This window comes from Providencia sp. PROV205, from assembly GCF_028479505.1.
In the GTDB taxonomy this organism is placed as follows: domain Bacteria; phylum Pseudomonadota; class Gammaproteobacteria; order Enterobacterales; family Enterobacteriaceae; genus Providencia; species Providencia huaxiensis.
The window spans coordinates 380,235-404,413 of the sequence record NZ_JAMPNU010000001.1 but is presented as its reverse complement, the minus strand read 5'-3'; the positions used below and the strand labels follow the sequence as shown (position 1 = coordinate 404,413).

General features: G+C 41.7%; 20 protein-coding genes and 2 CRISPR repeat arrays. Of the genes, 2 read left to right on the top strand and 18 right to left on the bottom strand.

What is annotated here, in order from left to right:
• Window positions 1-2: 2 nt before the first annotated feature.
• Window positions 3-782: a flagellar biosynthetic protein FliR gene (fliR, locus tag PR800_RS01900; RefSeq protein ID WP_102139614.1), complete on the top strand. Its 780-nt coding sequence runs from the start codon at window positions 3-5 to the stop codon at window positions 780-782.
• 379 nt (window positions 783-1,161) lie between these two features.
• Window positions 1,162-1,609: direct repeats of the CRISPR family, unit length 28 nt; unit sequence TTTCTAAGCCGCCTGTATGGCGGTGAAC.
• A 130-nt stretch (window positions 1,610-1,739) separates the two neighbouring features.
• Here the strand turns inward: fliR and cas6f are convergent.
• From cas6f to cas1f, 6 genes are read right to left on the bottom strand one after another with little or no spacing between them, the layout of a single operon-like run.
• Entirely contained in the window at window positions 1,740-2,375 is a 636-nt protein-coding gene (cas6f, locus tag PR800_RS01895) for a type I-F CRISPR-associated endoribonuclease Cas6/Csy4 (protein WP_272530091.1), read from the bottom strand.
• Window positions 2,376-2,383: 8 nt separating this feature from the next.
• Window positions 2,384-3,406 carry a type I-F CRISPR-associated protein Csy3 gene (gene csy3 / locus PR800_RS01890; RefSeq protein ID WP_210843784.1) on the bottom strand — a complete coding sequence of 341 codons (1,023 nt, stop codon included), beginning with the start codon at window positions 3,404-3,406 and terminating at the stop codon, window positions 2,384-2,386.
• A 2-nt stretch (window positions 3,407-3,408) separates the two neighbouring features.
• Complete coding sequence (csy2, locus tag PR800_RS01885; RefSeq protein ID WP_210843782.1) at window positions 3,409-4,353, bottom strand: type I-F CRISPR-associated protein Csy2; 945 nt, start codon at window positions 4,351-4,353, stop codon at window positions 3,409-3,411.
• Entirely contained in the window at window positions 4,350-5,618 is a 1,269-nt protein-coding gene (csy1, locus tag PR800_RS01880; RefSeq protein WP_102139609.1) for a type I-F CRISPR-associated protein Csy1, read from the bottom strand. The genes csy2 and csy1 overlap by 4 nt, the downstream gene beginning before the upstream one ends.
• Window positions 5,619-5,645: 27 nt before the next feature.
• Entirely contained in the window at window positions 5,646-9,101 is a 3,456-nt protein-coding gene (cas3f, locus tag PR800_RS01875; protein WP_272530090.1) for a type I-F CRISPR-associated helicase Cas3f, read from the bottom strand.
• Window positions 9,098-10,072, bottom strand: a complete 975-nt coding sequence (cas1f, locus tag PR800_RS01870) for a type I-F CRISPR-associated endonuclease Cas1f (protein ID WP_272530088.1) — start codon at window positions 10,070-10,072, stop codon at window positions 9,098-9,100. Before cas1f ends, cas3f begins: the two co-directional genes overlap by 4 nt.
• A 460-nt stretch (window positions 10,073-10,532) precedes the next feature.
• Here cas1f and PR800_RS01865 point away from each other — a divergent pair, with 460 nt between their 5' ends.
• Complete coding sequence (locus PR800_RS01865) at window positions 10,533-11,615, top strand: glycosyltransferase family 9 protein (protein ID WP_272530087.1); 1,083 nt, start codon at window positions 10,533-10,535, stop codon at window positions 11,613-11,615.
• 220 nt (window positions 11,616-11,835) lie between these two features.
• Here the strand turns inward: PR800_RS01865 and PR800_RS01860 are convergent, their stop codons facing one another.
• The 12 genes from PR800_RS01860 to flgB all read right to left on the bottom strand — a co-directional run bounded on the left by PR800_RS01860 (window position 11,836) and on the right by flgB (window position 24,013).
• Window positions 11,836-12,579 (bottom strand): glycosyltransferase family 25 protein, encoded by a 744-nt coding sequence (locus PR800_RS01860; RefSeq protein ID WP_102139605.1) that lies wholly within the window; start codon window positions 12,577-12,579, stop codon window positions 11,836-11,838.
• 594 nt (window positions 12,580-13,173) lie between these two features.
• Window positions 13,174-13,500: direct repeats of the CRISPR family, unit length 28 nt; unit sequence TTTCTAAGCTGCCTGTGTGGCAGTGAAC.
• A gap of 279 nt (window positions 13,501-13,779) precedes the next feature.
• Window positions 13,780-14,715, bottom strand: a complete 936-nt coding sequence (gene flgL, locus PR800_RS01855) for a flagellar hook-associated protein FlgL (protein WP_102139603.1) — start codon at window positions 14,713-14,715, stop codon at window positions 13,780-13,782.
• Between the two features lie 28 nt (window positions 14,716-14,743).
• A complete protein-coding gene (flgK, locus tag PR800_RS01850) occupies window positions 14,744-16,387 on the bottom strand; it encodes a flagellar hook-associated protein FlgK (protein ID WP_272530085.1) in 1,644 nt (547 codons plus the stop codon).
• A 141-nt stretch (window positions 16,388-16,528) separates the two neighbouring features.
• Window positions 16,529-17,509 (bottom strand): flagellar assembly peptidoglycan hydrolase FlgJ, encoded by a 981-nt coding sequence (flgJ, locus tag PR800_RS01845; protein WP_195698504.1) that lies wholly within the window; start codon window positions 17,507-17,509, stop codon window positions 16,529-16,531.
• Window positions 17,509-18,612: a flagellar basal body P-ring protein FlgI gene (locus tag PR800_RS01840; RefSeq protein WP_102139600.1), complete on the bottom strand. Its 1,104-nt coding sequence runs from the start codon at window positions 18,610-18,612 to the stop codon at window positions 17,509-17,511. Before PR800_RS01840 ends, flgJ begins: the two co-directional genes overlap by 1 nt.
• Window positions 18,613-18,647: 35 nt before the next feature.
• The gene (locus tag PR800_RS01835; protein ID WP_375373117.1) at window positions 18,648-19,430 is read right to left on the bottom strand and encodes a flagellar basal body L-ring protein FlgH; all 783 of its coding nucleotides are present in this window, start codon (window positions 19,428-19,430) and stop codon (window positions 18,648-18,650) included.
• 69 nt (window positions 19,431-19,499) lie between these two features.
• Window positions 19,500-20,282 carry a flagellar basal-body rod protein FlgG gene (gene flgG, locus PR800_RS01830; protein ID WP_272530083.1) on the bottom strand — a complete coding sequence of 261 codons (783 nt, stop codon included), beginning with the start codon at window positions 20,280-20,282 and terminating at the stop codon, window positions 19,500-19,502.
• An 18-nt stretch (window positions 20,283-20,300) separates the two neighbouring features.
• Window positions 20,301-21,056, bottom strand: coding sequence for a flagellar basal body rod protein FlgF (locus PR800_RS01825; protein WP_231068195.1), 756 nt, complete (start codon window positions 21,054-21,056; stop codon window positions 20,301-20,303).
• Window positions 21,057-21,071: 15 nt separating this feature from the next.
• Window positions 21,072-22,292 carry a flagellar hook protein FlgE gene (gene flgE / locus PR800_RS01820; protein WP_096864713.1) on the bottom strand — a complete coding sequence of 407 codons (1,221 nt, stop codon included), beginning with the start codon at window positions 22,290-22,292 and terminating at the stop codon, window positions 21,072-21,074.
• 27 nt (window positions 22,293-22,319) lie between these two features.
• Window positions 22,320-23,177 carry a flagellar hook assembly protein FlgD gene (locus PR800_RS01815; protein ID WP_102139596.1) on the bottom strand — a complete coding sequence of 286 codons (858 nt, stop codon included), beginning with the start codon at window positions 23,175-23,177 and terminating at the stop codon, window positions 22,320-22,322.
• Window positions 23,178-23,189: 12 nt separating this feature from the next.
• On the bottom strand, window positions 23,190-23,594 hold the full coding sequence (gene flgC / locus PR800_RS01810; protein ID WP_004909868.1) for a flagellar basal body rod protein FlgC: 405 nt from the start codon (window positions 23,592-23,594) through the stop codon (window positions 23,190-23,192).
• A 5-nt stretch (window positions 23,595-23,599) separates the two neighbouring features.
• Complete coding sequence (flgB, locus tag PR800_RS01805) at window positions 23,600-24,013, bottom strand: flagellar basal body rod protein FlgB (RefSeq protein ID WP_004255669.1); 414 nt, start codon at window positions 24,011-24,013, stop codon at window positions 23,600-23,602.
• Window positions 24,014-24,179: the final 166 nt, after the last annotated feature.

Here is a 24,179-nt window from a genome sequence, read left to right as displayed (position 1 = left end):
CAATGCTAACCATTACCAGTGAAACACTCACACTGTGGCTAAGCCAAGGTTTCTACCCTTTCATACGCCTTTTGGCGCTGCTTGGTACAGCGCCCTTTTTTAATGAAAAACAGGCAATTACCAAAGTTCGCGTCGCATTAGCTTTTTTTGTCGTCTTGATTGTTTCCCCCCAACTTCCGGTCGTCAATATCCCATTGTTTTCTGCTATGGGGCTATGGGTTATCGTGCAACAAATGGTGATTGGTGTTGCGATGGGGCTCACAATGCAAATGGCATTTGCTGCCGTACGTCATGCAGGGGAAGTGATTGGTTTACAAATGGGGTTATCGTTCGCCACCTTTTTTGACCCAACAGGTGGACCCAATATGCCGATTTTAGGTCGCATATTTAACGTCATCACCCTTTTATTGTTTCTCGCTTTCGATGGGCACTTGTGGCTTATTTATATCGTGGTCAATTCATTTGAACTGCTCCCAATTCAAACCGCACCATTAAATCGCGATGGTTTTTGGGTATTTGCTCAATTTGCTAACACTATATTTATTAATGGGTTAATGTTAGCTTTGCCGTTTATCACCTTATTTTTAATTCTAAACCTTGCTCTGGGTATCCTAAACCGCATGACCCCGCAGTTGTCGGTGTTTGTCGTGGGGTTCCCCCTCACCTTAACTATCGGTATCAGTATGTTAGGAGTGATTATCTCTATCCTCCCCCGCTACACCGAGCGGCTTATCCACCAAGCTTTCGAGCAGTTATCGTTGATGTTTAATTTGTTTGTTTGAGTATCGATACTTAATCAATTAATTAGTAAAACCATTTGGTCATTCTGATTCTTAAAGTAAATATATAAAAACTTATTTCGAATTCAAAACTCATTGACTTTTCCTTTTATTAAATCGACATATAAAACCCAATACTTGTTTCAGGCATTATCATAAAAAGCCGCCTGCGTGGCGGTAATCATACCCATTACTTGTTTCGTTTCTAAGCTGTCAATTGACAGTTATCTATCTACTTAATTAATACGGTACGGAGAGAAATCTAAGATGAATTGTTTTTAACGTAAAGATTAAAAGTTAATATGGGATGACTAATTAAAAGTAAATAAAGTTTATCTTAAAATAGCGTAGACAATAATAAATAATGGGTATTTTCTTATAATTTCTAAGCTGCCTGTGTGGCGGTGAACATTTCGCAAGAAGATGCTGCTGCTTGGATTATTTTCTAAGCCGCCTGTGTGGCGGTGAACGTACTCAGAGACGATACCTGCGGTATTGACAATTTCTAAGCCGCCTGTATGGCGGTGAACTCATCTAGAAGTCCTTATGATTTGGTGTGTTATTTCTAAGCCGCCTGTATGGCGGTGAACAATCCGTACTCGCACCACGCTGATTCGCGCTTTTTCTAAGCCGCCTGTATGGCGGTGAACGATATAAAGTCAATGATTCACTGTTACTGTTCTTTCTAAGCCGCCTGTATGGCGGTGAACGCGTTGCTGAACATTGAAGCTGTCAATATGGTTTTCTAAGCCGCCTGTGTGGCGGTGAACTCTTTGTTTCCATAGCCAAGCGTTGATTAACTTTTCTAAGCCGCCTGTGTGGCGGTGAACAATGCACTTTAAAACAAAAAACAAGTAATAACAATCAGTTAAGGGTATTTATCGAAAAATACCCTTTTATTTACTGATAATTATAACTTACTGATTTATTAACCAATTTTAAAAGAGCAAAAAACAAAGGTCAAAAATGTGGAACCGTTGCTAAACAAACTGAGTCATTAGTTGCTTGACTAAGACCATAGCAACTAAACACCCCAACTTGCTTTTGTGTAACGTCTATCCTTTTAATAAACAAAGGAAAAGACCGGATTTCAGCTTGCTTATCTCTGGCATGTAAGCTTTCAACCCAAATAAATGGCAAGCGATTAGCCGCCTTTGGCTTACTCGCAGACAACGTCTTTAAGCACTGTTCTAATGGTTGTCCTGATTTTTCAGACCATAATCGCGCTTTTTGCTGCATATCGGCTTCAATTCGACTCTGACCTTTTACATGCTTTCGAATATAGCTTACTTGGACATGCTGTTCAGGTACGGTTTGAATCGATTTAATATGCACGTAATCCATTAACCGTGCTAACCACTTTTGCACATTTAACAGCTCAAGTTCAGCTGGTGTTTTCGCATGTAAACGGATTTTTTTGCCTAAGCGAAAGCCTACGCTGCCATATTCAGGGAAGGCAACTGCAATCGTGCTATGCCCCTGAGACGTCTTATTATCCGCCAGCGCAATATGAATTTGCTGATAAACTTTTTGCCAGAGGAAATCCAGTGGAACTGTTGAGTCAGGCAATAAAGTGACTTCCTGATAATAATTCATAGCCCACCTTATTTGTCGCTTTCACCAAACACGCCACCGCGTACTAAAACCGCCATTACATAGTGTTCATCTTCAATGCGTGGTAGTTTTTCACCCCGCGCCCATTTATCAAAATGGGTATAAAAATCCTGCTTATCTTTTGGTGTCCGATAAGCCGTTCCAAGGTTAGTCACAGCACCGTAAGGTTCGATCGCGATAGCCCCTGCGCCGCTTTCACTACCATACGCGGGATACCATGTATCAATAGAACGCAAAGCATTACCAATTTTTTGTGAATGCATCGCTGCATGTCCATTTACATGATATAAGATTTTGCTTTTATCCCCTTTGCCTTTATCCATCACCAATTCTTCGCTCGGGTACACTTCTTGTGCTTTACCCAATTGAGAATAAGTAGTGATTTCCAAGAGTAAAGCGCCTTGGGGATGTGTTAAAGCCGCCGCAATTTTTTCAGCTAACTGAGTGATTTTTTCATCTTTCGCATCAAATTGATGAATACTGTATTGTGTCGCATCAAACACCCATTCCATTGATTGGCCTTTATTAAGGACTTTAACTACTACCTCGATTTGTTCAGCCCCCACACGGTTGCGCCATAAAAAGCGCCCATTGGCAATATTTTGGGCATAACGGCGGCCTAGTTCTTGGAAGCCTTGTTTTTCAATGTAATCTTTAGCCGCTTGCGCATAACTTTGTTTGAACAATGCGTTATTACAAGCCGATGGCGTTTCAACGCCTCCAAGCACTTTTAAGGTGAACTGATGAACCAAAGTGTCTTGCTCAGTCCCTAATGCACAGGCATCCACTGTTTGTAAATTGGCTTTCTCCACTTCTGAATTTAATTTTAAAGGGTCACTTTTCACCGCGCCTTTTAAGCGGTTTGAAATCGTCCCTCGTACAGATTTTTCCTGTAACGACAATGGTGAAAATTGCGATTTATTATCCCAACATGTACCGTAAAAATAGCCATCTGATGGAACCAATTTTTTTTCAAATGCTAAAACCGATGCAACATCATTATTCTTCGCCATTATTACTCTCCACTCGAAATAAAGTTAGCTGCCACTTGTTGGCATAAATACAGGTTTTGGGACTCAACAAACTTAAATCCCCATAAAATGTCATGAATGTTATTCACCCGATTTGCTAATACAAACTCCCCTAACGTGACAACGCTTTCGGCAAACCGATGCGGCACTTCTGAGTCTCGCTGGTTTTTTGCTTGCCCTAACGGGGAGATACCTTGATATCCAGTTGCTATTGGAACAATCCAACCTGCCGTTTTACGCTGAGTTCGCCATTCAAATGACATCTTGTTCCCATTTTCTTTTCCAGTATCAACACAATAGTTTTCCACGACCACATGATCCAACAGAGCATCTATGGCATCTTGCCCATTATTCATTGCGCCAATCATTAAGTCGCGACGCTCAATCAATGCATAGCCAGGCATGACGCTATTGAGTAACTTTTGTCTATATTTCCCATTCGCATCTTCCGATGGCAAAATATGCACCGATGGCTTCCCTAATGACAAAATATCGCCCCCAGCGAGTTTCATGGTCATCACTAAATCATGGATAACATCTAGTAGCGGTGAATATTCAGGAAGACCTTCAATCACCTTATTGTTTTTAATGCCATATTTAATCAACAAAGAAACGTCTAAGTGGCAACGGGCTTCTTCGATAAATGCAGAGCGCGAGCCATCACTATTTAATGGGTTGCCTGTTCCCACAATGGAACTAACATAATCATTGGCCCCACGATAAGTTTGTAAGTCGCAGTCATGGCTAATGATGGCGATGGAATCGAGAATAATATTTAGCGAGCCATCGTCACCCAGTTTGCGCTCTAGGGCATGCATAAAACCTAACCAAGCCGTCATGGCTGGAAAACCAATGGTATAAGGGCTAGATAACGCATTTGCATTGTGAATTTTTAAATGCGGCAGTTTAAGTATATAAGTGGAACTCATCGTAATAGCTCCTTATTAATGGCAATAACGTCCGCGATAGCCGCAAGTTCATCATCCCCTAAACTTATCGCTTTTTTCCCCAGTACTTTTTTGTAATGCCGCATAAATTGCTGGGCAATAAGGAGGATCACCCCCTCTAACCATTCATCTGAGTTATTGCGCCGCTGTTGGTCTGGAAACAACCAAGTTTGTTGTACTTTAGCGAGTTCGGCTGGTAATTGAATGCCATATTGTTCAAATTCGCGCCGTACTTCCCACATGGTTAACATAACGTAATCGAGATATTCTTGAATTCGTCTATCTCGATATTCAATAAAACGGCTGCCACGCAGCTCTTTGGGTAGTGAAATCAAGCCATGAAATGCCTCTAAGCTTTCTTTTACTTGCCAAGGACTTAACGTATTTGAAAAGAAATCATGGGTAGGTAGACGTAGCTTTCGTTGCGCTATTTTAGGCGGAAGTGAGGGTAACAAATGCGCTTTACCTGCATTTTGATTATTGAGCACGGAAATATTTTGTGGCTTAGTTCCCCCGTAACCAATGGTTGTAAGACCATAAATTTCTTGATAGCCAATGTCGCTAAATTCCCCTTTACGTTTTAAGTCTCGCAGTGCTTTAGTCTGTTCAGAAAATCGAATAGCATCAATGCGTTTACGCAGTTCGAAAACTAAGCCTGATGGGGTTAATGGTGATAATAAGTGATATTCGCTACCCTCTAGCCAAACAGGAAAATAAACTTGTTTGATTTTTGAACTCGTCGCTACCGTATCATCTGACACAACCATAGCCAGAAAACCGTCCCGCAGGACTTGATAGTTTTCATCGCCTTGTTTAAGCAGGTCTTTTGCTAATGACGTTTCATCCTCAATATGCGCCAATAATGTTTTGTTATCTTGCAACTCAAGGGTAAGGAATTTATACACGTCAAGCGCTGCTGCATTACCTAACGCGTCCGTCTCAACAACAACATTCCCTGTTCGCAAAAAACCGTCATTTGCCTGAGCAGAACTGGCCAGTATTGCAGTGACATAACCATTTTTGTTCTTTCGAGAACTTGGGTGGCTAAAGGTGCAAGGGTGAGTGGATAACGATATTTGCCCTGCCCGCTTTGCCGCATTCGGCAACCACTGTGACAATGAAAAAGCCGCATCACATTCCTGCTGCAATTGCAGAAGTTCATTATCACTCATCGACGCCTTTACATTTTTTTTAAGCCATCCCTCTTTGCGCTCCGCAAAAAAGACCTCTATTGCTGGATCTAACATAGTAAATGGTCCTTGTGACTGAATTTTTTACTCGGAAACATTAAGTGTGCTGAGTCCCATTTGGTCGTTATAATAAAAATGAACTCCACTTTTTTCGCGTGGTGAGAAACTGATTTCGCCATAACGTCGAGAAAGTTGTTCCGCTGACTGGTATTCATTTTCACGACTTTCTAAGGATTGCTGATAATCACGTACTAGCCATAATCTCTGTTTTAGTGACTCGGCCAGTGGCTGAAAACCTATCCCATATTTACCATCAACTTTTACCCAACCACTGTCTTTATCATATTCACAAAAATACGGGTTATTTTTTGCCGATAAAATCAACGATAAACACATTGTTGGTTCACTTTTTCTAAATGAAAAAAACTGCTGAGAAAGAGCTGTTAGCCCCCAAACCCCACAGGTATATCCCCAAAGCGTGTTAGGTGTATTTAACGGAGTTTCTATTGATTGAGAAAGCAGGCGTGAATGCGTTGTTGTTTTGGGTTTAAGATCGGTAATATCGCCCATCAATCGCTCGATTGATGCATGCTCTAAACAAGCCAAACTGTTTTTTTGCTGGCTTTTCCAATTCGGGATTTGTTGAATTCGAGGAATTGCATCGACAGAATTTTGCAATTGCGGCTCATCCACCAGCTCACACAGGTCATGGGTGGATAGCCGTAGGTTTAGATTGCCATTTTCATAGCCCGGTTTATAAAAAACATCTTGCGGTTTTTCTTCAATAAAGCCTTTCCAGTTATATTGCAACAAGGCAATATTGGGACTGCTAATTTCCCCCTCTCGGTGCCGACGCACTCGCCCAGCCATTTGGATAATAGAGCGATAAGAAGATGGTTCAATTACAGCCCAATCAAAGTCGTGGTCGCGGCCGACTTCCTCAACAGGCGTTGCTACTAAAATAAAAATAAGCTGTTTCGCGTTACCTTGCTGATGAACATGGTCGATATGTTGACGAATGACGGGGTTTTGGAAAGCCTCCGGGGGCTCCCCTATTTTTTCTTTGCGCTTCAATACCGCATCAAGGTGTTTTTCTTGTTCATGACGTAGCAGCAGCACTTGCTGACTATGGTAAGCCATCGTGCGAATTTCTACTCCTTCCGGCCATTCGCTCGCTAATAAATAATGGGTTAATGCAACGCAAACGGGGATATTGGCAACACGTACAACACCAAAGGAGACTTGCAGTTGGGTTTGCTTTTCAGTGCAGAAATGCATTTGGTGCAGGCCTAAGATCCCCTGCTGAATATGAGAAAAATATTGCGTTTGTCGATCAGGGCCTTGTTCTTTTTGCATCGGCACAATAAACGCTCTGCGACGCGCTGCCTGTGATTGCAGCACTTTAATGCGTTTTTCAATAAAAGTATGGTGGTATTGACGGTAATGATTAAGAGTAATGTCATCATCTACAGCCGTGATGGTTGCAATTTGGCATGAACGCAAACATTTATCTTTCTTCCCGTCATATTGCCCCTCATCCACCCATACGCACCCCACTTGCAGTGATTTTTGTTGGCTAAGTGCATGTATTCGCCAACCTAATTGGTAAGCCTTAAAATAGAAAAGTGCTAATGTTGGGGGAATAGTAGCAGATGAAATCATCACCTTACGACCCAAGGCCCCAGCTAGATAGACTAAACGCCCAATCGCTTTCGAGTCATCCCCCGTAAAATCATCAATCTCATCAATCACTAAGTCAGATGACATTAACCGCAGGTAAGGGAGGATATAACGCCCACCTCGAGTGGTTTCTGTGGCACCCATTATATGGTCTATGGTGCAGGCTAAGATCGGCGCGTACAGCAACGCTCTGTCTTTTGACCTTGTTAATACCGTAGAGAGCTCTTCTTCCGGTAAACTGCCTTGCCAGTTTAGTTCTAACCTTTCATCATCAAAAAGGCTTTCTTGGGACTCAGAGCCTGACTCCACTGACAGAGGCTGTTCTTCAATGTTATTTTGTTGTTCTTGATGGAGTTCTAATACCGCTTTTGAACCAATCAGCACAGCAAGGTTATCATCTTCGACGCCTAATCGGTCTCGATATTCATCCCCTGTTTGTAGGGTCAGTGTTCGCAGCCCTAACGCTAAAATAAACCGTAAACTTTGTTTATCTTCCGCAAGCGCCTGCATAATTTTGGCATTAGCGATTGTCTTACCACAGCCGGTACTCGCCATGTTAATGACAAAATACCCTTGCGTTTTATCTTGTTGTTCTTCTCGATATTGGTCAATGGCGTTAACTGCATCTTCCTGCCAGCTAAATTTCCCTGTGGCATGTTTATCGTGTTTAAGTTCGTTGATGTCACTTGCGACAGGTGGCTCTGTTGCGAAGAATGGTAAGTATTCCGTGACGTTAGCCGCAATATTAGCCACATTCACTAAGTGTTCATCGAGTCGTTGCTTATATTCAGTGTGCCCATGCAAACGTTGGGTATTGGCATATAATGGAATATCTGACTGCCATGCTGAGTCCGCCTCTTTTGATGAATAATTATGATCCCCTAACATCAAACATAAGCGCGCCTGTTCCGCAACCAACCGCCAGCAGCCATTATCTAACGCTTCGTTTAACAGAGGAAGTTGATGCTTAAGGTGTTCTGCCGCCTGACTGAGTGCTTGTTGCCATACTTTTGACTCGCTCAATAAGCCATATGGGAATTCAAAACATTGATGAATACGCTGTGAATATTCAGCCTCATCATAATAATTTTGATAACCCCAATGTTTATCCAACGTTTCTAATAGTTTCGCTAGCGAGTCACTGCTTTTATCTGCATAGGATAAGCGCTCTTTATCATTCCCTAAGAATGGTAATCTGTGATGAGAAACAATCAACCACACCAATAACGAGGCCGCATCAGGTAATTGGCTGAATGGTGTTTCACAATGATTATTTTCCTTTACCCACGTTTGTAATTGCAGCTCATGCCATGAGGAATTAACTAGTGCATCAAGCCAGCTTTCGTCTTGTTGCGGATCACCTTGGCTTTTTACCAATGCACTGAATAATAATGAAGAAACCCATTCATGACGTAGCGGATCCCCTTTAAAATGGTTTTTACTGTGCGGGTTTAATTTGTCTTGAAATAACTGAGAGGCTTTTCCCCAGTCATGAAGCAAGGCAGCTAAACGCGTTAATGCATTGATTAACGACAGATATTTCCAATTATTTTCACGTTCACTAGCCAATAAGGATTTTTCTGTTCGATTAACCGGAACATACCCCTGCGAGTTAAATTTATTTTTGTTTCCAACCACCCAAAGTAACTGGCTGCGCGAACGGGAGCGGATCCAATGGCAGCTTACCGCCGTATTACGGCTGGCACTACGACGCAACAATTTTTGAACCATTTGCAAACCCTCTTGCGTGATCAAGGTTTGCCATGTGTTATCACCAAGTCGGTTAGCAAATGCATCTAACACTCGCCGAGTTCGTTTTAATGCATGCTTTTCACATTGAGAAACAAAGGTAACCATCATAGGGACGTCACCTGTTGTGGATTTTTTGTTGCTAGTAAAGCCAGTGACTTGACGGTATCGAACATAAAATCAAGGGATTGATGGTCAACAAAGGATTGCAAAATTTGCTGGCGAAACTCTTGCTCACTCGCCCCTTCTTTACCGCAAATAAATGCCCACGGCAAAACAATGGCATCTTTAATTAAATCAGCAATATCAAAGACTAAAGCCCCATGACGAGTTTTACCGTGCATTACCGCAAAGCCATGAGGAATACCTAATACCCAAAGGCAACTCGCCGCCAATCCATAAGCCAAATAATTACCATGATTTAAAAAGTCATTAGCCTTGTCGGTGGCTTGGTGCTGACGCGTAAAATTCTTTTGCCCCGTATTATTCGCTGCATACTTATATAAGGTTTTAGTCAGTTGGGCTTCGGTGAGTAATAATTCTTGTGTATCTTGGGCTGCGTCAGTGCGTTGGTGAAAGATGTTTAATGCGGATTGGATAGTGCTGTCGTTATAGGTAAAACCTTCATTTTGTAGCTCACGTGAGCTTTGCCATACTTGTTGTAAGTACTTGATGCGTGACCGCTGTAATATCTTAGCCACCGCTAAACGTTTTTCATCATCAAACCAAAAGGATAGCCAGCCTTGTAGATATTCCGTTGGCCGATACTCCCCTTGTGGCGTTAGCCATTCAACTTCGGTGGACATATACAGTAGCGTTCCCCCACCACCACAGAAGCCAACGAGTACCCCTGCTTGGGATAGCATTCGCATCGCCGCCTGAGTGACGGAGGTTCCTGTTCCCAGTAATAAAACTGTGGTATTCGCAATCGGGATATTGAAATAGAGGTTTTCGTTTTTGGCTTCGGTAAAATAGAGCACTCGGCCGTCTTTTTGCATCACTCGGCAATGTTCCAAGTAATACATATTGGCACGTTTTGAATGCAAAATAGTTTTTAAGTCACTCGGCGAGAAATCATCCATAAACGCTAAATTTCGTCCTTAAATAATAAGATTTTTGAATCAATTAATCCTATTAGAATAAGCTTTAACTTACGAAACAAGTCTTAACCCATGACTAAAGTCCAATTTGCGAAGAGTTTCACAAAATGGTGAGTAAAAAATACCTCTTTGATAACTTTTTTATGCGGTTTATGGCAGTGACCTCGACAACTACACACATCTATTCAGGGAAGACAGAAAATTCAGGCTCAAGGGCGGCTTTCGCTGTAACCAACGCTTATATCATATTGATGCTGTGGTATAGGGTTAGTCAATGTCGAGTAAGAATAATTAATATATATTTTGATGCTGATGTACTACGACAGTATGGGAATGTGGTCTTAAATCATTTATCAGTAATATTTAAGTTGAATAACTTACAATCATAATTATTATAATAGCTATGCTCTTACTTATAAAATTTAAGTGTGAAAATTAGAAGATGAATATATTAAGAAAGATAAATAGATATAGAAATGAAAAAACAAAAAAAATCAAGTTTAAACTGAACCTATGGTTTATGAAGCTTTTTTATAAAAAACAAAACATTGATGTAAATGATTGCAATAACGTATGCATTTTCATGCACGCAAAGGCTATAGGAGATGCTATTATTACATCAGGTCTAATTGAAAAAATTAGGTCTAGTGGTAAAAAAGTATACGTTATTGCTCCAGAAGGATTAAGTTTTTTATTTTCTGATATTATCGGGAATGATGGTTTTTATTCTTTTGATAAAAAGAAAATACCTGAACTAGTGAGTGAATTAAAAAAAGTTAATATTGATCTAGTTATTGATATTTTTGATTTTGACCATTCTATACGCCATAGGTTAAAAACCTTATTTCTATTAAACCCTGCAAAATCAATTGGTTTCGATCAGCCTAAAGCAAGTATATACGATATAAATCTACACAGTGACGGTGGGTCTCATTTGACTGACCGAATGAGAAAGGTTCTAGACTATTTAAAGCTAGATACTAAAAATTATCAATACAAATTATCTTTTGATAGTGTCAAATTTTCGTCTGCTCATGACTATGCAAATTCAATAAAAGAAAATAAAAAACTAATCATACTTAATCCTTATGCATCACAAAGTGAACGTTCTTTTTCAATGCAACAAATAAATGAAATAATCGAGTATCTAAACTCTCTAAACGATTATAAAACAGTTGTTTTTAATTTAGGTCATAATATTAACTGTGAATCATTAGAAAATGTGGTGTTAAATCCATATAGTGATGCAGGAAACTCTTTCGCACTAGTTGAAAATGCTGATGTGGTTGTTTCTGTAGATACCGCGATTGTTCACTTAGCAAGTGCTTTTAATATAAAACAATATTGTGTCTATAATAATAAACGTAATGTTTTAAATCAGAATTGTAATATTATTTTTGGTGCTAATAGCCCGAATGCAATTCAACTAACGACTAGTGATAATCTTGGTCTTGCGATAGGTGATCCTATGAGTAAATTTGATGTTAATCGCTTAATTAATGCTATGCGTAAAGATTTAAATTAATACTGCTAATTAACCCCATAAAATAGAGCCGTTGTAACAATCGGCTTATTATCATATCAAGTTTTTTTACTGACACAAGATCATTACCCCCCATTTTTCTTAATGTTCTCCAAGTCTTACGTACATGTACTCTGCAATATCAAGAAATAAGTAGACCCGTTCTACATCCCTATCAGTATTCTAACTTGTGCGTTTTTATGTTTATAGGCCCCGTCCAGTGTTATTTTTTACAATATTCAATTTTTAGAAGTACTTTCTTTAAAAATAGATCTTTCAATCTATAATATTGATAATTTCTTATTTTTTTCCGAAGTCGACTTCTGTATTTTTCTCTCGATTCTATTAATGGTAGGCGCTCTTGCTCAATTAAAGAAATACTTTTAGTTTCATCATCATAAGGTATGACTGACGGTATAAAACAATATATATTAGCACAGTTGAAATATCTAAAATACCACCACATATCAGCTTCGTACTTAATTGGGGTTTGGAATGATATGAGTCTTTTAGCTGCTTTTTTGTTGATAATGTATGCATGAGAGCGAATAGCTTGATAAACTTTGAAAATATTGTTATCTAGTTTTTGATTTTTTATGTAGCTATCAACGCATGATAATAAATAAATGTTTGGCTTAGTTAATTTATCTATTTTTTTTATTTTAGATACTACATATTCGATGTTATGAGGTAGTGTGGCATCATCTTCTAGTACTAATGCCTGCTCAATGTTTTCATCTGCCATTTTTTTATAAATTGACAAATGGCTTAAAACACATCCAATTTCACCTTTTGAAAGCATACAATTTGGATAGTCATAAGTAATCTCTTTAAGCTCAGTGTCTGATAGATCTTTCCCGTTTATCGCATTGATAAATTCATATTTCAATTTAGTTTTATCGAGCTGAATTTGTATTTTCATTCGACGTTCAGAACTTTCTTTCAGATTGATAATAAAAACAATCATTTGTATACCTACATATGTGAGGTTTAAACTGCTATACTTAATTAATTATAGCCTAGAAAATATGGTGCTTACACGCTAATGGCTATGACTAAATCGATACTGGCTACGACTTTCAAGTTGCATGCCTAACTCTTTCACTTTTCTATCAGTACTTAAAAAATCATAGGCTACTACTTAACCATTGTGAAACATTAGGGAATTCATACTATCAAATAGTAAAGTCATCTAACAGCAAAAAGCTACCGTTATGGTGGCTTATCATCTATTTCAAAATACATATTGATGTTCAAGTGAAATTAGATATCTAGTTTAGCTTTGTTACAAAAAGAAAACCCTAAGGAAAATTTAAAAGCGAAGTGCCCCCCAATAGTTGGACAACCAATTACTACCGCGCTTTTTATGCCAAAATACAGTCAATACAATGAACAATACCAATAGAATTTTTTAAATCTGAGACTCGAGCAGCATTATGGACTACAACGCAAAAGCTGATTCAAATCTGTTTGGGGGGTATAAAAAATCAAATAAGATATCAGCCAAAATTAACCTTCATTAATTTTGAGTTCGCTTCTAGAGATGGTATCTACATCTGACTTTCTAAGCTGCCTGTATGGCAGTGAACGATTTAGAGCGAACGAAACCACCGCCAGTCAATTTCTAAGCTGCCTGTATGGCAGTGAACGGTAAGACTGAAAGAATTACTTGATAAATGGTTTTCTAAGCTGCCTGTGTGGCAGTGAACCCGAAAATGTCTTTTTTCATGCGAATTTGGCTTTCTAAGCTGCCTGTGTGGCAGTGAACTTTTGTGGCGCTGTATTGACCAATTAACGCGGTTTCTAAGCTGCCTGTGTGGCAGTGAACGAATGCGAGAGCCGTGCCATGCAGATAATGCATTTCTAAGCTGCCTGTGTGGCAGTGAACTATAACTTTTGTAGATTAAAACAAATAAAAACAACGTGCTAACTTTAAAAAATGAAAAATAGCTTTATTTTCAGTACTGGTTGTAACTTATTGTTTAGTGAATGAATTTTTAAAGAGCAAAAATCAAAGGTCAAATTAGGGTAAAACAAACGCAAATTTATGCAATATGAAAAACACAAATAGTGAACTCAAACTTTGAAGTAGTGACTAAAAAAACCAAACAAAAAAACCGCGCTTGGATCGCTCCAAAGCGCGGTGAGTAAAAATAATATTAAATAATTAACGGCTACCGAAAAGTGACATGCTATTTAAGTCTTTAAAAATACTTTGTGAAGCTTCAAACATCGCTTTTTCTTTATAATAATCTGTGGTGGTGCCAGTCCAGTTAGTTTCTAACAACTCACTTTTACGGGCTGCGTTTTGAATTGAGCGCGTGTCAGCTAAAAAATTCAATTTATCAATTTCTTGTAATTGTAAGCCTTGCTTAGCTTCAATATTGGAAATTTGATCTAATGCGGATTTAATGGCACGGTTCGCTTCACCTAACTCAGATTGCGCTTGGTCTAAATCTGCTTGAGGTGCGCCTTGCAGTGGTTTTTTCAGTGACTCAATACCCGTATTCAGCGCTTTGAAAATATTGACAACCCCATTACTGTCCGTATCAAACACTTGCGCACCGGTGAAATAAGTTGTCATCTCACGGTCACTCGCCACATTCTGCATAATCGCTTTGTCGCCACCGTGATACAACACATCACCGTTAGCATCGATTTCAAATGGTGGTTTATCTGATTTAAAACCCGCGAAAATATATCGGCCATTGCCATCAGTCGAATTACCCAACGCCACTAACTGCTCTTTCAGCCCCGTGAGTTGCTCTGCCAAGGTATTACGGTCTTTATCGCTTAAACTACCTTGGTTTGATGCCTGAATAATCGTGGTATCGATTTGTGTCGTCACATCTGTCATCTGAGTCAAAATGCTCATCTGCAACGTCATTCCTGTTTTAGCAAATCCACGACTGGCAACATACTGTTGATTACGGTTTTCTGACTGGTTAATCCGTACCGCTTGCGAAGACGCTTGCGGGTCATCAGAAGGCTTGCTTACACGTTTACCAGACGCTAATTGGCTTCCTGCATCCATCCAACGCGCTTGAGCGCTGTTCATGTCTTGCAAGCGTTGGTGATAAATCATATTGGTACTTAAACGCATCGCTAAATCCTTATTCTATCGCTAATATTTAGAATGCACGCATCAATGCGTTAAATAAATCATCCACCGTTTTTAGCACTTGCGCATTGGCATTGAAAAACTGTTGGATTTTCTGCATCTGAATACTTTCTTCATTCATATTCACGCCAGAAATAGCTTGCTCTTGTTCATAGAAGCTTTCTGTCATTTTGTTCTGTGTTTCAGAATCAATTTGCGCTTGCTTGGTTTTGCTGCCCACATCATTAACTAACGTTGCATAGAAATCAGAAAACGTGGAGCTACCATCAATGAGTTTTTCGTCTTGTAGTTTAACCAGTTGCTTAATGTTTTCATTATCACCTGGGCCGCTGTCTTTACTTCCAGCAGCTGCGAAATCGGATGCATTGCTAACCAAGACCTGCATACCGTTGATCACACCACTCACTGGCTTCACCAGAAATGAGTCGCCTTTTGACATACCCGTGCTATTGCTGATTTTGATTTCTAAACCATCAAATTTCAGTGTACCCGCAGTATTGGAATCTACAGGAACTTTAATGCCTTCGGGTAAACGTGTGACATTCCATTCATTGCCGTCAAAACGCATTTCGTAGTTATTGCCTGTAACTTTAGACACATCGCTATAACTGAGATCAAAATCTGCTTTGCCACTATTATGGGTGTTACTAACAATGCTGCCTTTACCCATTTCAAAGAAGTCTTTACCAGTGTTACCGTTGGCATCATAACCTTTGCTATGAACTTCATTGAATTTAGTCGCGAAAACCAATGCTAACTTATTGAGTTTTTGATAAGCAGGGTCCATGACTTCTTGACGAGAACGCAAGATACCACTGAGCTCCCCACCACGGAATGATTCATCAGGGATTTCACGCGCTTGGCCATTCGCCCCCACAAAACCTATACTAAAACGGCTATCATCTTTAGAAGACGGAACCGCTTCCAGGCGATTCGCTTTCTCACCAGTGACTAACGGCAAGCCATTGGCAAACGTCACGTTATAGTTTCCGTTTTGCTCAATAACCTTCACACCAACCAATGAGTTAACTTCATTGACTAAACGGTCACGCACATCTAATAAATCGTTTGGCTCTGAGCCACTTACTGAACGGATCCGCGAAATTTGCTGGTTTAAACCGGCAATTTTTTCAGCGTAGATATTGATATCTTTGACTTTATTTTCTATCTGATGATTCGTATCGCGTTCCATTTCCTGCAGACGACGATCTGCTTCTTTAAACTGGCTCAATAATGCATTTGAGTTGCCTAAAAAAACGTCAATCAACGTCTTGTCACTGGCATCACTGCTGGCCGCGTCTAACGCAGTAAAAAAGCTGCCAATATTACTCGAGATATCTTCGATATCATTAGTAAGCAAATCATCAACTTTATTACAGTTCTTAACGTACGCCTCATAGTCGCCGCTACGCGCGCGAGATTGGCTGTACTGCGCATTGACAAATTCATCAAACTCACGGCGAACATGGCTGAAATAAGTGCCGTTACCAAAATAGCCATTAGGTGTCATCGTACCGGGATTCTCCCCGAAAACAGCACTTTGGCGATGATAGTAACCCACACCTGCGTTGGCTAAGTTGTTGGAAATCACACTTAACCCGCCTTGTGCAGCGTTCACACCACTGAGCGCATTATTCATTACATTGTTCAGCATAAGCTTTTCCTGTTCTGGATGCTTATCGCCGCCATTGGCTGACACAATAAAAGCGATAGCAACACAAAGTATTTAGAGCATATTTGGTTATCGGAAATTCAGCGTAATTATTTAGCCCAAACTCGCAATAATTCCGTATTTTTAGAAAATATCGTTTAAGTCTATGGTATATGCCTGAACCACCCTTGAAGTCGAGAGGCTACTTGTCGGTTGATGGCCGCGTATTTGATTAATCAAAGTGATAAGCTTGTCCGAGTAACCGGGGTCTGTGGCATATCCAGCTTGATGTAAACGGCGTGCGGCAATCTCTGGTGTCGGTGCTTTTTTGACATCTTTATAACGCGGGTTTTCGGTCAATAGGTTGATATAATCGGCAATCGCCTCTTCATAAGAGCCATAAACGCGGAAATCATCACGCATTTTGATGGTTTTGCCGTTAATCACTTCTGTTGTCATAATATTCGTGACAGGCCCTTCCCAGTTTTTTCCCGCTTTTATCCCAAATAGGTTATGGCTGGTTTTTCCATCTGATTTCAGAATTTCGCGCTGCCCCCAACCACTTTCTAATGCCGCTTGTGCCAATACCAGAAAATGTGAAATACCACTGTTTTGGCTTGCCGCTTTTGCGGGTTCAATTAAGCGGCTAATAAAATTACTGCTATTAAGTGATAAGGCTTTGATTTTTTGGAATGGCGCCGATAGAGCATCGCCCATTGGTGCAAAGTGGCGCATCATTTGTTCCATATTAAATGGCGGTAATGATTGCGCTGTTTTCTCATCTAAAGGCAGAAGGCCGCTGGATGCTGGCTCACTCGAGGAGTGCTGGTCTCGCGTAAGCTGCTGGTACATCATTTCCCCAAAACCTAAGCCTTTTTGCGACAGATCTTGGGCGATTTGCTGGTCATACATACTGGTAAGCATGCGCGTTTGGTCGCTGGAAAATAAACCATCTTGCGGAAGTGCGTCACGCATACTTTTTAGCATCAATTGAACGAATGTTGCCTCAAGTTGCTGCGTGACGTGGCGCAGCCCTTGCTCCGAATTTTTATTCAGTTCACCTTTTAACTGCCCCAGTGACTGTAAATCAAATGCGGCACCTTGCAATAGCTGCATGTCACTCATTAGATGATCTCCAGTTTCGCACGTAAACAGCCTGCACTTTCCATCGCTTGCAGTATCGACATCAAGTCGTTTGGCGTTGCACCGAGTGTATTCAGCGCTTGAATGACTTGGTTTAATTGCACACTGGCGTTGACTTTTTGCAATGCTCCGCCCCTATCTTGTACTCCGACACTGGTGTTTCGTGTCACCACGGTTTGCCCACCCGCAAATGGGGTGTCCGGCTGGCTCACTTGAGTTTGCCTTTCTACCGTGACCGCTAAACTACCGTGTGCAACAGCACAGCTATCTAGTGTGACACTGCGGTTAATCACCACAGAGCCGGTGCGTGAATTGAGGATCACTTTCGCTTCAGCCACTGGCGCACGCACATTCAGTTCTTGCACTCGTGCTAAAAAGCGCACTTGGTCGCGATTATTGGCAGGAACCAGTAATTGCACTGTCCGAGAATCTAACGCAGACGCGGTTCCCATACCGCCCATTCGGTTAATTGCATCCGCAATATCTTGTGCCAATGTGAAGCTATCTTCGTTTAATTGCAGGTTAATCGCACCACTTTGCCCGAAACTGCTCGGCAACTCACGTTCGATAGTTGCTCCACCGGTAATACGACCGCCATTGAGTTGATTGACCTTAATACTACTGCCGCCGCCACTGGCACCCGCACCACCCACTAAGATGTTACCCTGAGCCATCGCATAAATTTGCCCATCAACCCCTTTTAAGGGAGTCATCAACAACGTACCGCCACGTAAGCTTTTCGCGTTACCCATTGAGGAAACGACAATATCCACGGATTGCCCTGTACGTGCAAAAGGAGGTAATTTGGCGGTGACCATGACCGCAGCTACATTTTTCAATTGCATATTGGTACCCGGTGGCACCGTGATGCCCATTTGCGACAGCATGTTATTCAAGCTTTGGGTCGTAAACGGCGTTTGCATGGTTTGGTCACCTGTCCCATCAAGACCCACAACTAAACCATAGCCAATCAACGCGTTATCTCGCACGCCTTGAACGGTAGTTAAATCTTTAATACGCTCACTGTGTGCTGAAAAAGCGAAGCAAAAAAATAGTGATAGCAAAATTAATACGTTGTTTTTCATTAAATTATCTCGGCTGTTTTCTCGCTAATGTTTAATTAATAAGGCGAAACATTTAAGAAAAAGCGTTGTAGCCATCCCATGTTTTGCGATTCGTTAATATAGCCGTCACCCACATATTCAATGCGTGCATCAGCGACTTGTGTCGAGCTCACATGATTGTCTGAGCCGATAGTGCGCGGGTTAACCACTCCTGAGAAACGAATCGACTCCGTTCCCTGGTTTATCGCAATACGTTTCTCACCAACCACATGTAAGTTACCGTTCGCCAATAATTGGTCTACAGTGACAGTGATGGTGCCTTTAAAAGTGTTGTTGGCATTGGCACCGCCTTTGCCGCTAAAGTCACTGTTACCTTTAATATCTAATTCTGTGTTTTTACCGCCAATCCACCCTTGCATAAAACCCGGTAAGATCGCAGCTAAGAAACCTGTTTTCCCACTACGATTGGCATTCGCTGAGGAGTTTTTGCTCGCACTCACGTTTTCTTGCAAGTTAATGGTCAAAATATCGCCAACATTACGAGGGCGCCTGTCTTCAAACAATGGTTGATAACCATAGTAAGCGGGTTGAGCGCTTTGAAATATCGAGCCATTCGGTGCAGGTGCTGTCGGTGCTGTTGGGATTGCCGTGGTTTGGGTGTCCACTAATGGACGCGATTTGATTTGTGCACAACCGCTGGTAACTAAGACCAAAATGGCAAGTAACCCTGCCTGTTTAGGTGTTATGAAACGTGTTAGCAACGCTGCTTTTTGCTGTTGAGAAATCGTGCCGCTTTCAATCATCATGTTACTCTTTTGCTGCTGTGTACGTTTTATCATCACGAAGAGGTCCCTCTCATTAATAACTCATCACTATCGCAATGAGTTGTTTCTACGTATTTTCACCCATTACAATTGCGTTAATCGCTGTAACATTTGGTCAGAAGCGGATACCGCCTTACTGTTGATTTCATAAGCACGTTGAGTTTGGATCATGTTGACCAACTCTTCTGCCACATTGACGTTAGAGGTTTCTAACATGTGTTGATAAAGTAAACCTGCGCCATTGGTACCCGGTGCACTTTCATTTGGTGCGCCCGAACTGGCGGTTTCCATATACAGATTTTCCCCCATACTTTCCAAACCGGCGTCATTAATAAAGGTGGTTAATGTAATTTGGCCAATTTGCTGTGGTTGGTTATCGCCATAGACGGTGATGGTCACGGTACCATCTCGCGCAATCGTCAAACTGTTAGCGTTATCGGGGATCATAATCGCTGGGACAATTTGGTAGCCACTGGATGTCACTAATTGGCCATCTTGATTACGTTGTAATGCCCCATCTCGCGTATAGGCATCTGTACCATCTGGCATTTGCACATGGATAAAACCTTGGCCTTTAATCGCGATATCTGTCGTTGTTCCAGTTTTATTTAATGCACCTTGGGCGTGAATACGCATAGTGGCAACAGGGCGTGACCCCGTTCCCATTTGCAAACCCGATGGTAACGACGTTTGTTCAGAGCTCATAGCACCCGGCTGGCGAATGTTTTGGTACATTAAATCTTCAAAAACAGCGCGTTGGCGCTTGAAGCCATTGGTACTAACGTTGGCTAAGTTATTCGAAATAACATCAAGGTTAGTTTGTTGGGCATCAAGCCCTGTTTTAGCAATCCATAATGAGCGGATCATAATAATTCCTTACTGTATTTAGCTAACAGCGAGCAGTTGGTTCGCCCGTTGTGCATTTTCATCAGCACTGCGGACAACTTTCATTTGCATTTCAAAGTGCCTTGCATTAGCAATCATCGAAACCATAGCTTCTGCCGCATTGACATTACTGCCTTCAATCACCCCCGCAGTGACAATTCCGCGTTCACTTTGTGGCAAAACATTGCCATTTGCCGCTTGCCCTTGTGGTGATAAATGAAACAAGCCGTCTTCGCCACGGATCAAGTCTTGCGGCTGCGCTTCAACCACTTTCAAGCGCCCGATTTGCCCTAACATCGTTGGCGGGTCAGTGGCTAAAAGCGCGGTAACTGTCCCGTCTGCACCAATGGTTAATTCTGCATTTGGCGGAACGTTAATTGGCCCACCATCACCTTGTAAGCGACGTTCGCCAATGACAAGTTCACCTTCACTAGACACTTGAATATTACCGTTACGGGTATAAGCTTCTGTGCCATCTGCTAACTCAACAGCCAAAAAGTGCTTATCATTCAACGCAACATCAGTTTGTTTACCCGTATAATTGAGCGGCCCTTGGCTCATATCAGCACCGGGAGTAGAAGCCACCACCAGTGTTCTGGTTGGCTCGCTGTCACCATTTATCGGTACGGCACGCATTGCGGACAATTGCGCTTTAAAGCCTGCGGTTGACACATTGGCAATGTTATTTGAAACAATCGCTTGGTTTTCCAGCGCATGACGCGCTCCTCCCATCGCGGTATAAATGACGTGATCCATGGCCACCCTCTTGTTTTATCGTAAGTTAACCAGCGTCTGTAACATCTGATCTTGTGTCTTGATGGTTTGCGCGTTTGATTGGTAATTACGCTGCATCACAATCATGCTAATTAACTCTTGGCTCATATCCACGTTAGAAGACTCCAACGCACCGCTGGTTAATTTACCAAACTGGCCGACACCCGGAACGCCGTCCATCGGGTTACCTGACGCATTAGAAGAGGCCCAAACGTTACCACCTTGGGAGACCAGACCATTTGGGTTTGCGAAAGCGGATAATGCCACTTGACCAACCACACGTTTTTGTTGGTTAGAATAGTTAGCGGTAATCAAACCGTTATCTTCGATTTTAAAGGTGGTGTATTCACCAGCAGGATAGCCATTAACATCAATCGCACTAACGGAAGACTCGCTGACTTTTTGTTGGCGAGTCTTACTTAAATCAACGTTTAATATTCCATTATCAGCGCCATTTAACCCGTTATACGCGAAAGCAAATGTGGCTTTATCTGCGTCTTTTAACTTACCATTACCATCAAACTCTAGTTCACCCAGTTTTTTAGCTTCAGTTTCGTTAGCGTCTTTCGCATAAGCGGTCCATTTGTTATCTGACTCTTTAACAAAGTACACTGAAATTTCATGGGTATTACCCTGACTATCGAAAGCGGTCATTGTGGTGCTAAAGTTATACGTTGCTGAATCATCAGGCTTTGTGATGTCAAATTTCTTATCTTTAACTTTATCTTCAGAATTAAGGTTTATCGTCAGTTTCGCTAACTCAGATTTTTTCGCATCCATCATATCCGTTGGGATATTCAAGCCTTCAGGTACACCACCACTTTGGATGGTAACATTGCCTTTTTCATCAACACTCGCGGGGTAACCTGTGACTACCATCCCTTGGTTATTGACTAAATTACCGCTTTTATCGCGTAAGAATTGACCATCACGGCTGTAGTAAGTATCACCGTTTTGGTCTTGTACGCGGAAAAAACCATTACCTGAGATGGCAACGTCTGTCGCTCTATCCGTGCGCGTGATTGGGCCATCTTTAAAATTTTGGGTCACTGCGGCCACATTGACACCTAAGCCAACACCTGAGCCTGCAAACATATCGGCAAATGAGGTCGTCGCGCCTTTAAAACCATTTGTTGCGGAGTTGGCAATATTATTACCAATTGAATCAAGCCCCGCTGAGGCTGCATTTAAGCCACTGACTGCTTGTGAAAAAGACATATTTTCTCCATGAGTATTGGGGGTAAATTAAGAAGATGGATAAACTTTGAAAATGCTGCTCAGCGGGACACTTTGCCCAATGCCAACATCAAGTAATGGTGCGTCAGAGCCTGGGGTCACACCGTTAACACGGGTATACCCCAGTTTGGTCACTTCGATTTCAGCCCCTGAACTGACGGCTTTCACATCAAAGTAATATTTTCCTGTTGTATCCGTGACCAAGTTGCCGTTGTTATCACGACCATCCCACGCCATATCATAGATATCGGGTTTAACTTCCGTATCATAGGTAATGGTTCGCACAACCATTCGGTTTTTATCGCGAATAGTAATTTCAACGTTGTCCGCCAATTTCGGTAAAAAGAACCCAAACGGCGAGGAAATATATTCAGATTGCGGCTCTTCACCGCCCTCTTCACCTGCAATAGCACCTTTGTTACTAAGCCCAAACATTGAAGGGCTATTTGGGCTGATGCCCTCGTCAGGAAGCGGGTTTGATGGCTTAGTCACATTGCTGTCTTCGCCTGTGTTCTCTTTCTTGAGTGGTGCTAAAATGATTTCATTGCGCGGAATAAGCACACCTTTTCCGACAAGCTGAGTGGCTTGTAATGACTGACCTGAACCAATTTGTTGGGAAATGCCACTCACGCTATCGCTGAGTTTATTCATGCTTTCAAGCGTGGCAATTTGTGCCAATTGACTGGTTAGATCCGTATTTTCCATTGGTTTTGTTGGGTCTTGGTTTTGCATCTGCGTGACAATCATTTTTAAAAAAGTGTCGCGCATATCGTCACTTTGACTTTTCTTTGGCACATTGCTCGCAGCCGGCTCAGGGCCAGCTATCGAATTGTCCAAAGAGTCGTACATTGTGGCTGCAATTCCCATGAAAACGCTCCCTTACTGGCCTATTGTGAGTGTCTTTTGCAGCAAGGTTTTTGCTGTATTCATCACTTCTAAGTTGGCTTGATAGCTACGGGAGGCTGAAATGGTATTGATCATTTCACCAACCATGTCGACATTCGGCATTTGCACATAGCCTTTTTCATTCGCTGACGGGTGACCGGGCTTATATTCCATACGGGGTGGCGTAGGGTCTTCTATCAGCTCACTCACACGCACGCCTCCCACTTCGTGGCGCCCTTGTGGTGCCATTTGAAAAACGACTTGTTTTGCACGATATGGTTGACCATCAGGCCCTGCAATACTTTCTGCGTTTGCCATATTGCTCGCACTGACATTCAAGCGTTGAGATTGCGCGGTCAATGCAGATGCAGAGATATCAAAAATACTCAGTAAAGCCATGAAGATTACCCTTGCTGTAAGACAGCCAGCATACTTTTGACGCGGCTATTGATGAATGTAAGGTCGGCCTGATATTTCAGGGTGTTATCTGCGAATTGGCTGCGTTCAATATCCATATCTACCGTATTACCATCCATTGAGGTTTGGTAAGGAACACGATATTTCAGGTCAATATTTGGCGCTTTGCCCCCTCGCCCTTCGATATGTCCTTTCGACGTAACAGCGAGCGTCACGCCTTTTCCCCCTACCACACCTTTATCCATGGCTTGTTGAAGTTGACGATTAAAGTCAATATCACGTGCTTGGTAGCCGGGGGTGTCGGCATTAGCAATGTTTGAAGCTAATACGGTCTGCCTTGCTTCGCGTATTGACAAAGCCTGTTGCTGGAAAGCAAACGTGGCGTTTAATTTATCAATCATAGTGGGCCTCAATGGAAATAACGCGATCCTTGAATTTGAGCGTTCGTGAGTAAAAATTAAAATTCGACCCGCATATCTTAGCGGCCTACTAAAAAATCTAATGGCGAGATAAAGGCAAAATAATTGACCTATTTGGCTCATTCATTATTACGGAGCTGCGTAAACT

Bases quoted from the DNA above. Each gene is read 5' to 3' on its own strand.
- fliR (WP_102139614.1), top strand. From the start codon at position 3: ATGCTAACCATTACCAGTGAAACACTCACACTGTGGCTAAGCCAAGGT.
- cas6f (WP_272530091.1), bottom strand. From the start codon at position 2,375: ATGAATTATTATCAGGAAGTCACTTTATTGCCTGACTCAACAGTTCCA.
- csy3 (WP_210843784.1), bottom strand. From the start codon at position 3,406: ATGGCGAAGAATAATGATGTTGCATCGGTTTTAGCATTTGAAAAAAAA.
- csy2 (WP_210843782.1), bottom strand. From the start codon at position 4,353: ATGAGTTCCACTTATATACTTAAACTGCCGCATTTAAAAATTCACAAT.
- csy1 (WP_102139609.1), bottom strand. From the start codon at position 5,618: ATGTTAGATCCAGCAATAGAGGTCTTTTTTGCGGAGCGCAAAGAGGGA.
- cas3f (WP_272530090.1), bottom strand. From the start codon at position 9,101: ATGATGGTTACCTTTGTTTCTCAATGTGAAAAGCATGCATTAAAACGA.
- cas1f (WP_272530088.1), bottom strand. From the start codon at position 10,072: ATGGATGATTTCTCGCCGAGTGACTTAAAAACTATTTTGCATTCAAAA.
- PR800_RS01865 (WP_272530087.1), top strand. From the start codon at position 10,533: ATGAATATATTAAGAAAGATAAATAGATATAGAAATGAAAAAACAAAA.
- PR800_RS01860 (WP_102139605.1), bottom strand. From the start codon at position 12,579: ATGATTGTTTTTATTATCAATCTGAAAGAAAGTTCTGAACGTCGAATG.
- flgL (WP_102139603.1), bottom strand. From the start codon at position 14,715: ATGCGTTTAAGTACCAATATGATTTATCACCAACGCTTGCAAGACATG.
- flgK (WP_272530085.1), bottom strand. From the start codon at position 16,387: ATGCTGAACAATGTAATGAATAATGCGCTCAGTGGTGTGAACGCTGCA.
- flgJ (WP_195698504.1), bottom strand. From the start codon at position 17,509: ATGAGTGACATGCAGCTATTGCAAGGTGCCGCATTTGATTTACAGTCA.
- PR800_RS01840 (WP_102139600.1), bottom strand. From the start codon at position 18,612: ATGAAAAACAACGTATTAATTTTGCTATCACTATTTTTTTGCTTCGCT.
- PR800_RS01835 (WP_375373117.1), bottom strand. From the start codon at position 19,430: ATGATAAAACGTACACAGCAGCAAAAGAGTAACATGATGATTGAAAGC.
- flgG (WP_272530083.1), bottom strand. From the start codon at position 20,282: ATGATCCGCTCATTATGGATTGCTAAAACAGGGCTTGATGCCCAACAA.
- PR800_RS01825 (WP_231068195.1), bottom strand. From the start codon at position 21,056: ATGGATCACGTCATTTATACCGCGATGGGAGGAGCGCGTCATGCGCTG.
- flgE (WP_096864713.1), bottom strand. From the start codon at position 22,292: ATGTCTTTTTCACAAGCAGTCAGTGGCTTAAATGCAGCCTCAGCGGGG.
- PR800_RS01815 (WP_102139596.1), bottom strand. From the start codon at position 23,177: ATGGGAATTGCAGCCACAATGTACGACTCTTTGGACAATTCGATAGCT.
- flgC (WP_004909868.1), bottom strand. From the start codon at position 23,594: ATGGCTTTACTGAGTATTTTTGATATCTCTGCATCTGCATTGACCGCG.
- flgB (WP_004255669.1), bottom strand. From the start codon at position 24,013: ATGATTGATAAATTAAACGCCACGTTTGCTTTCCAGCAACAGGCTTTG.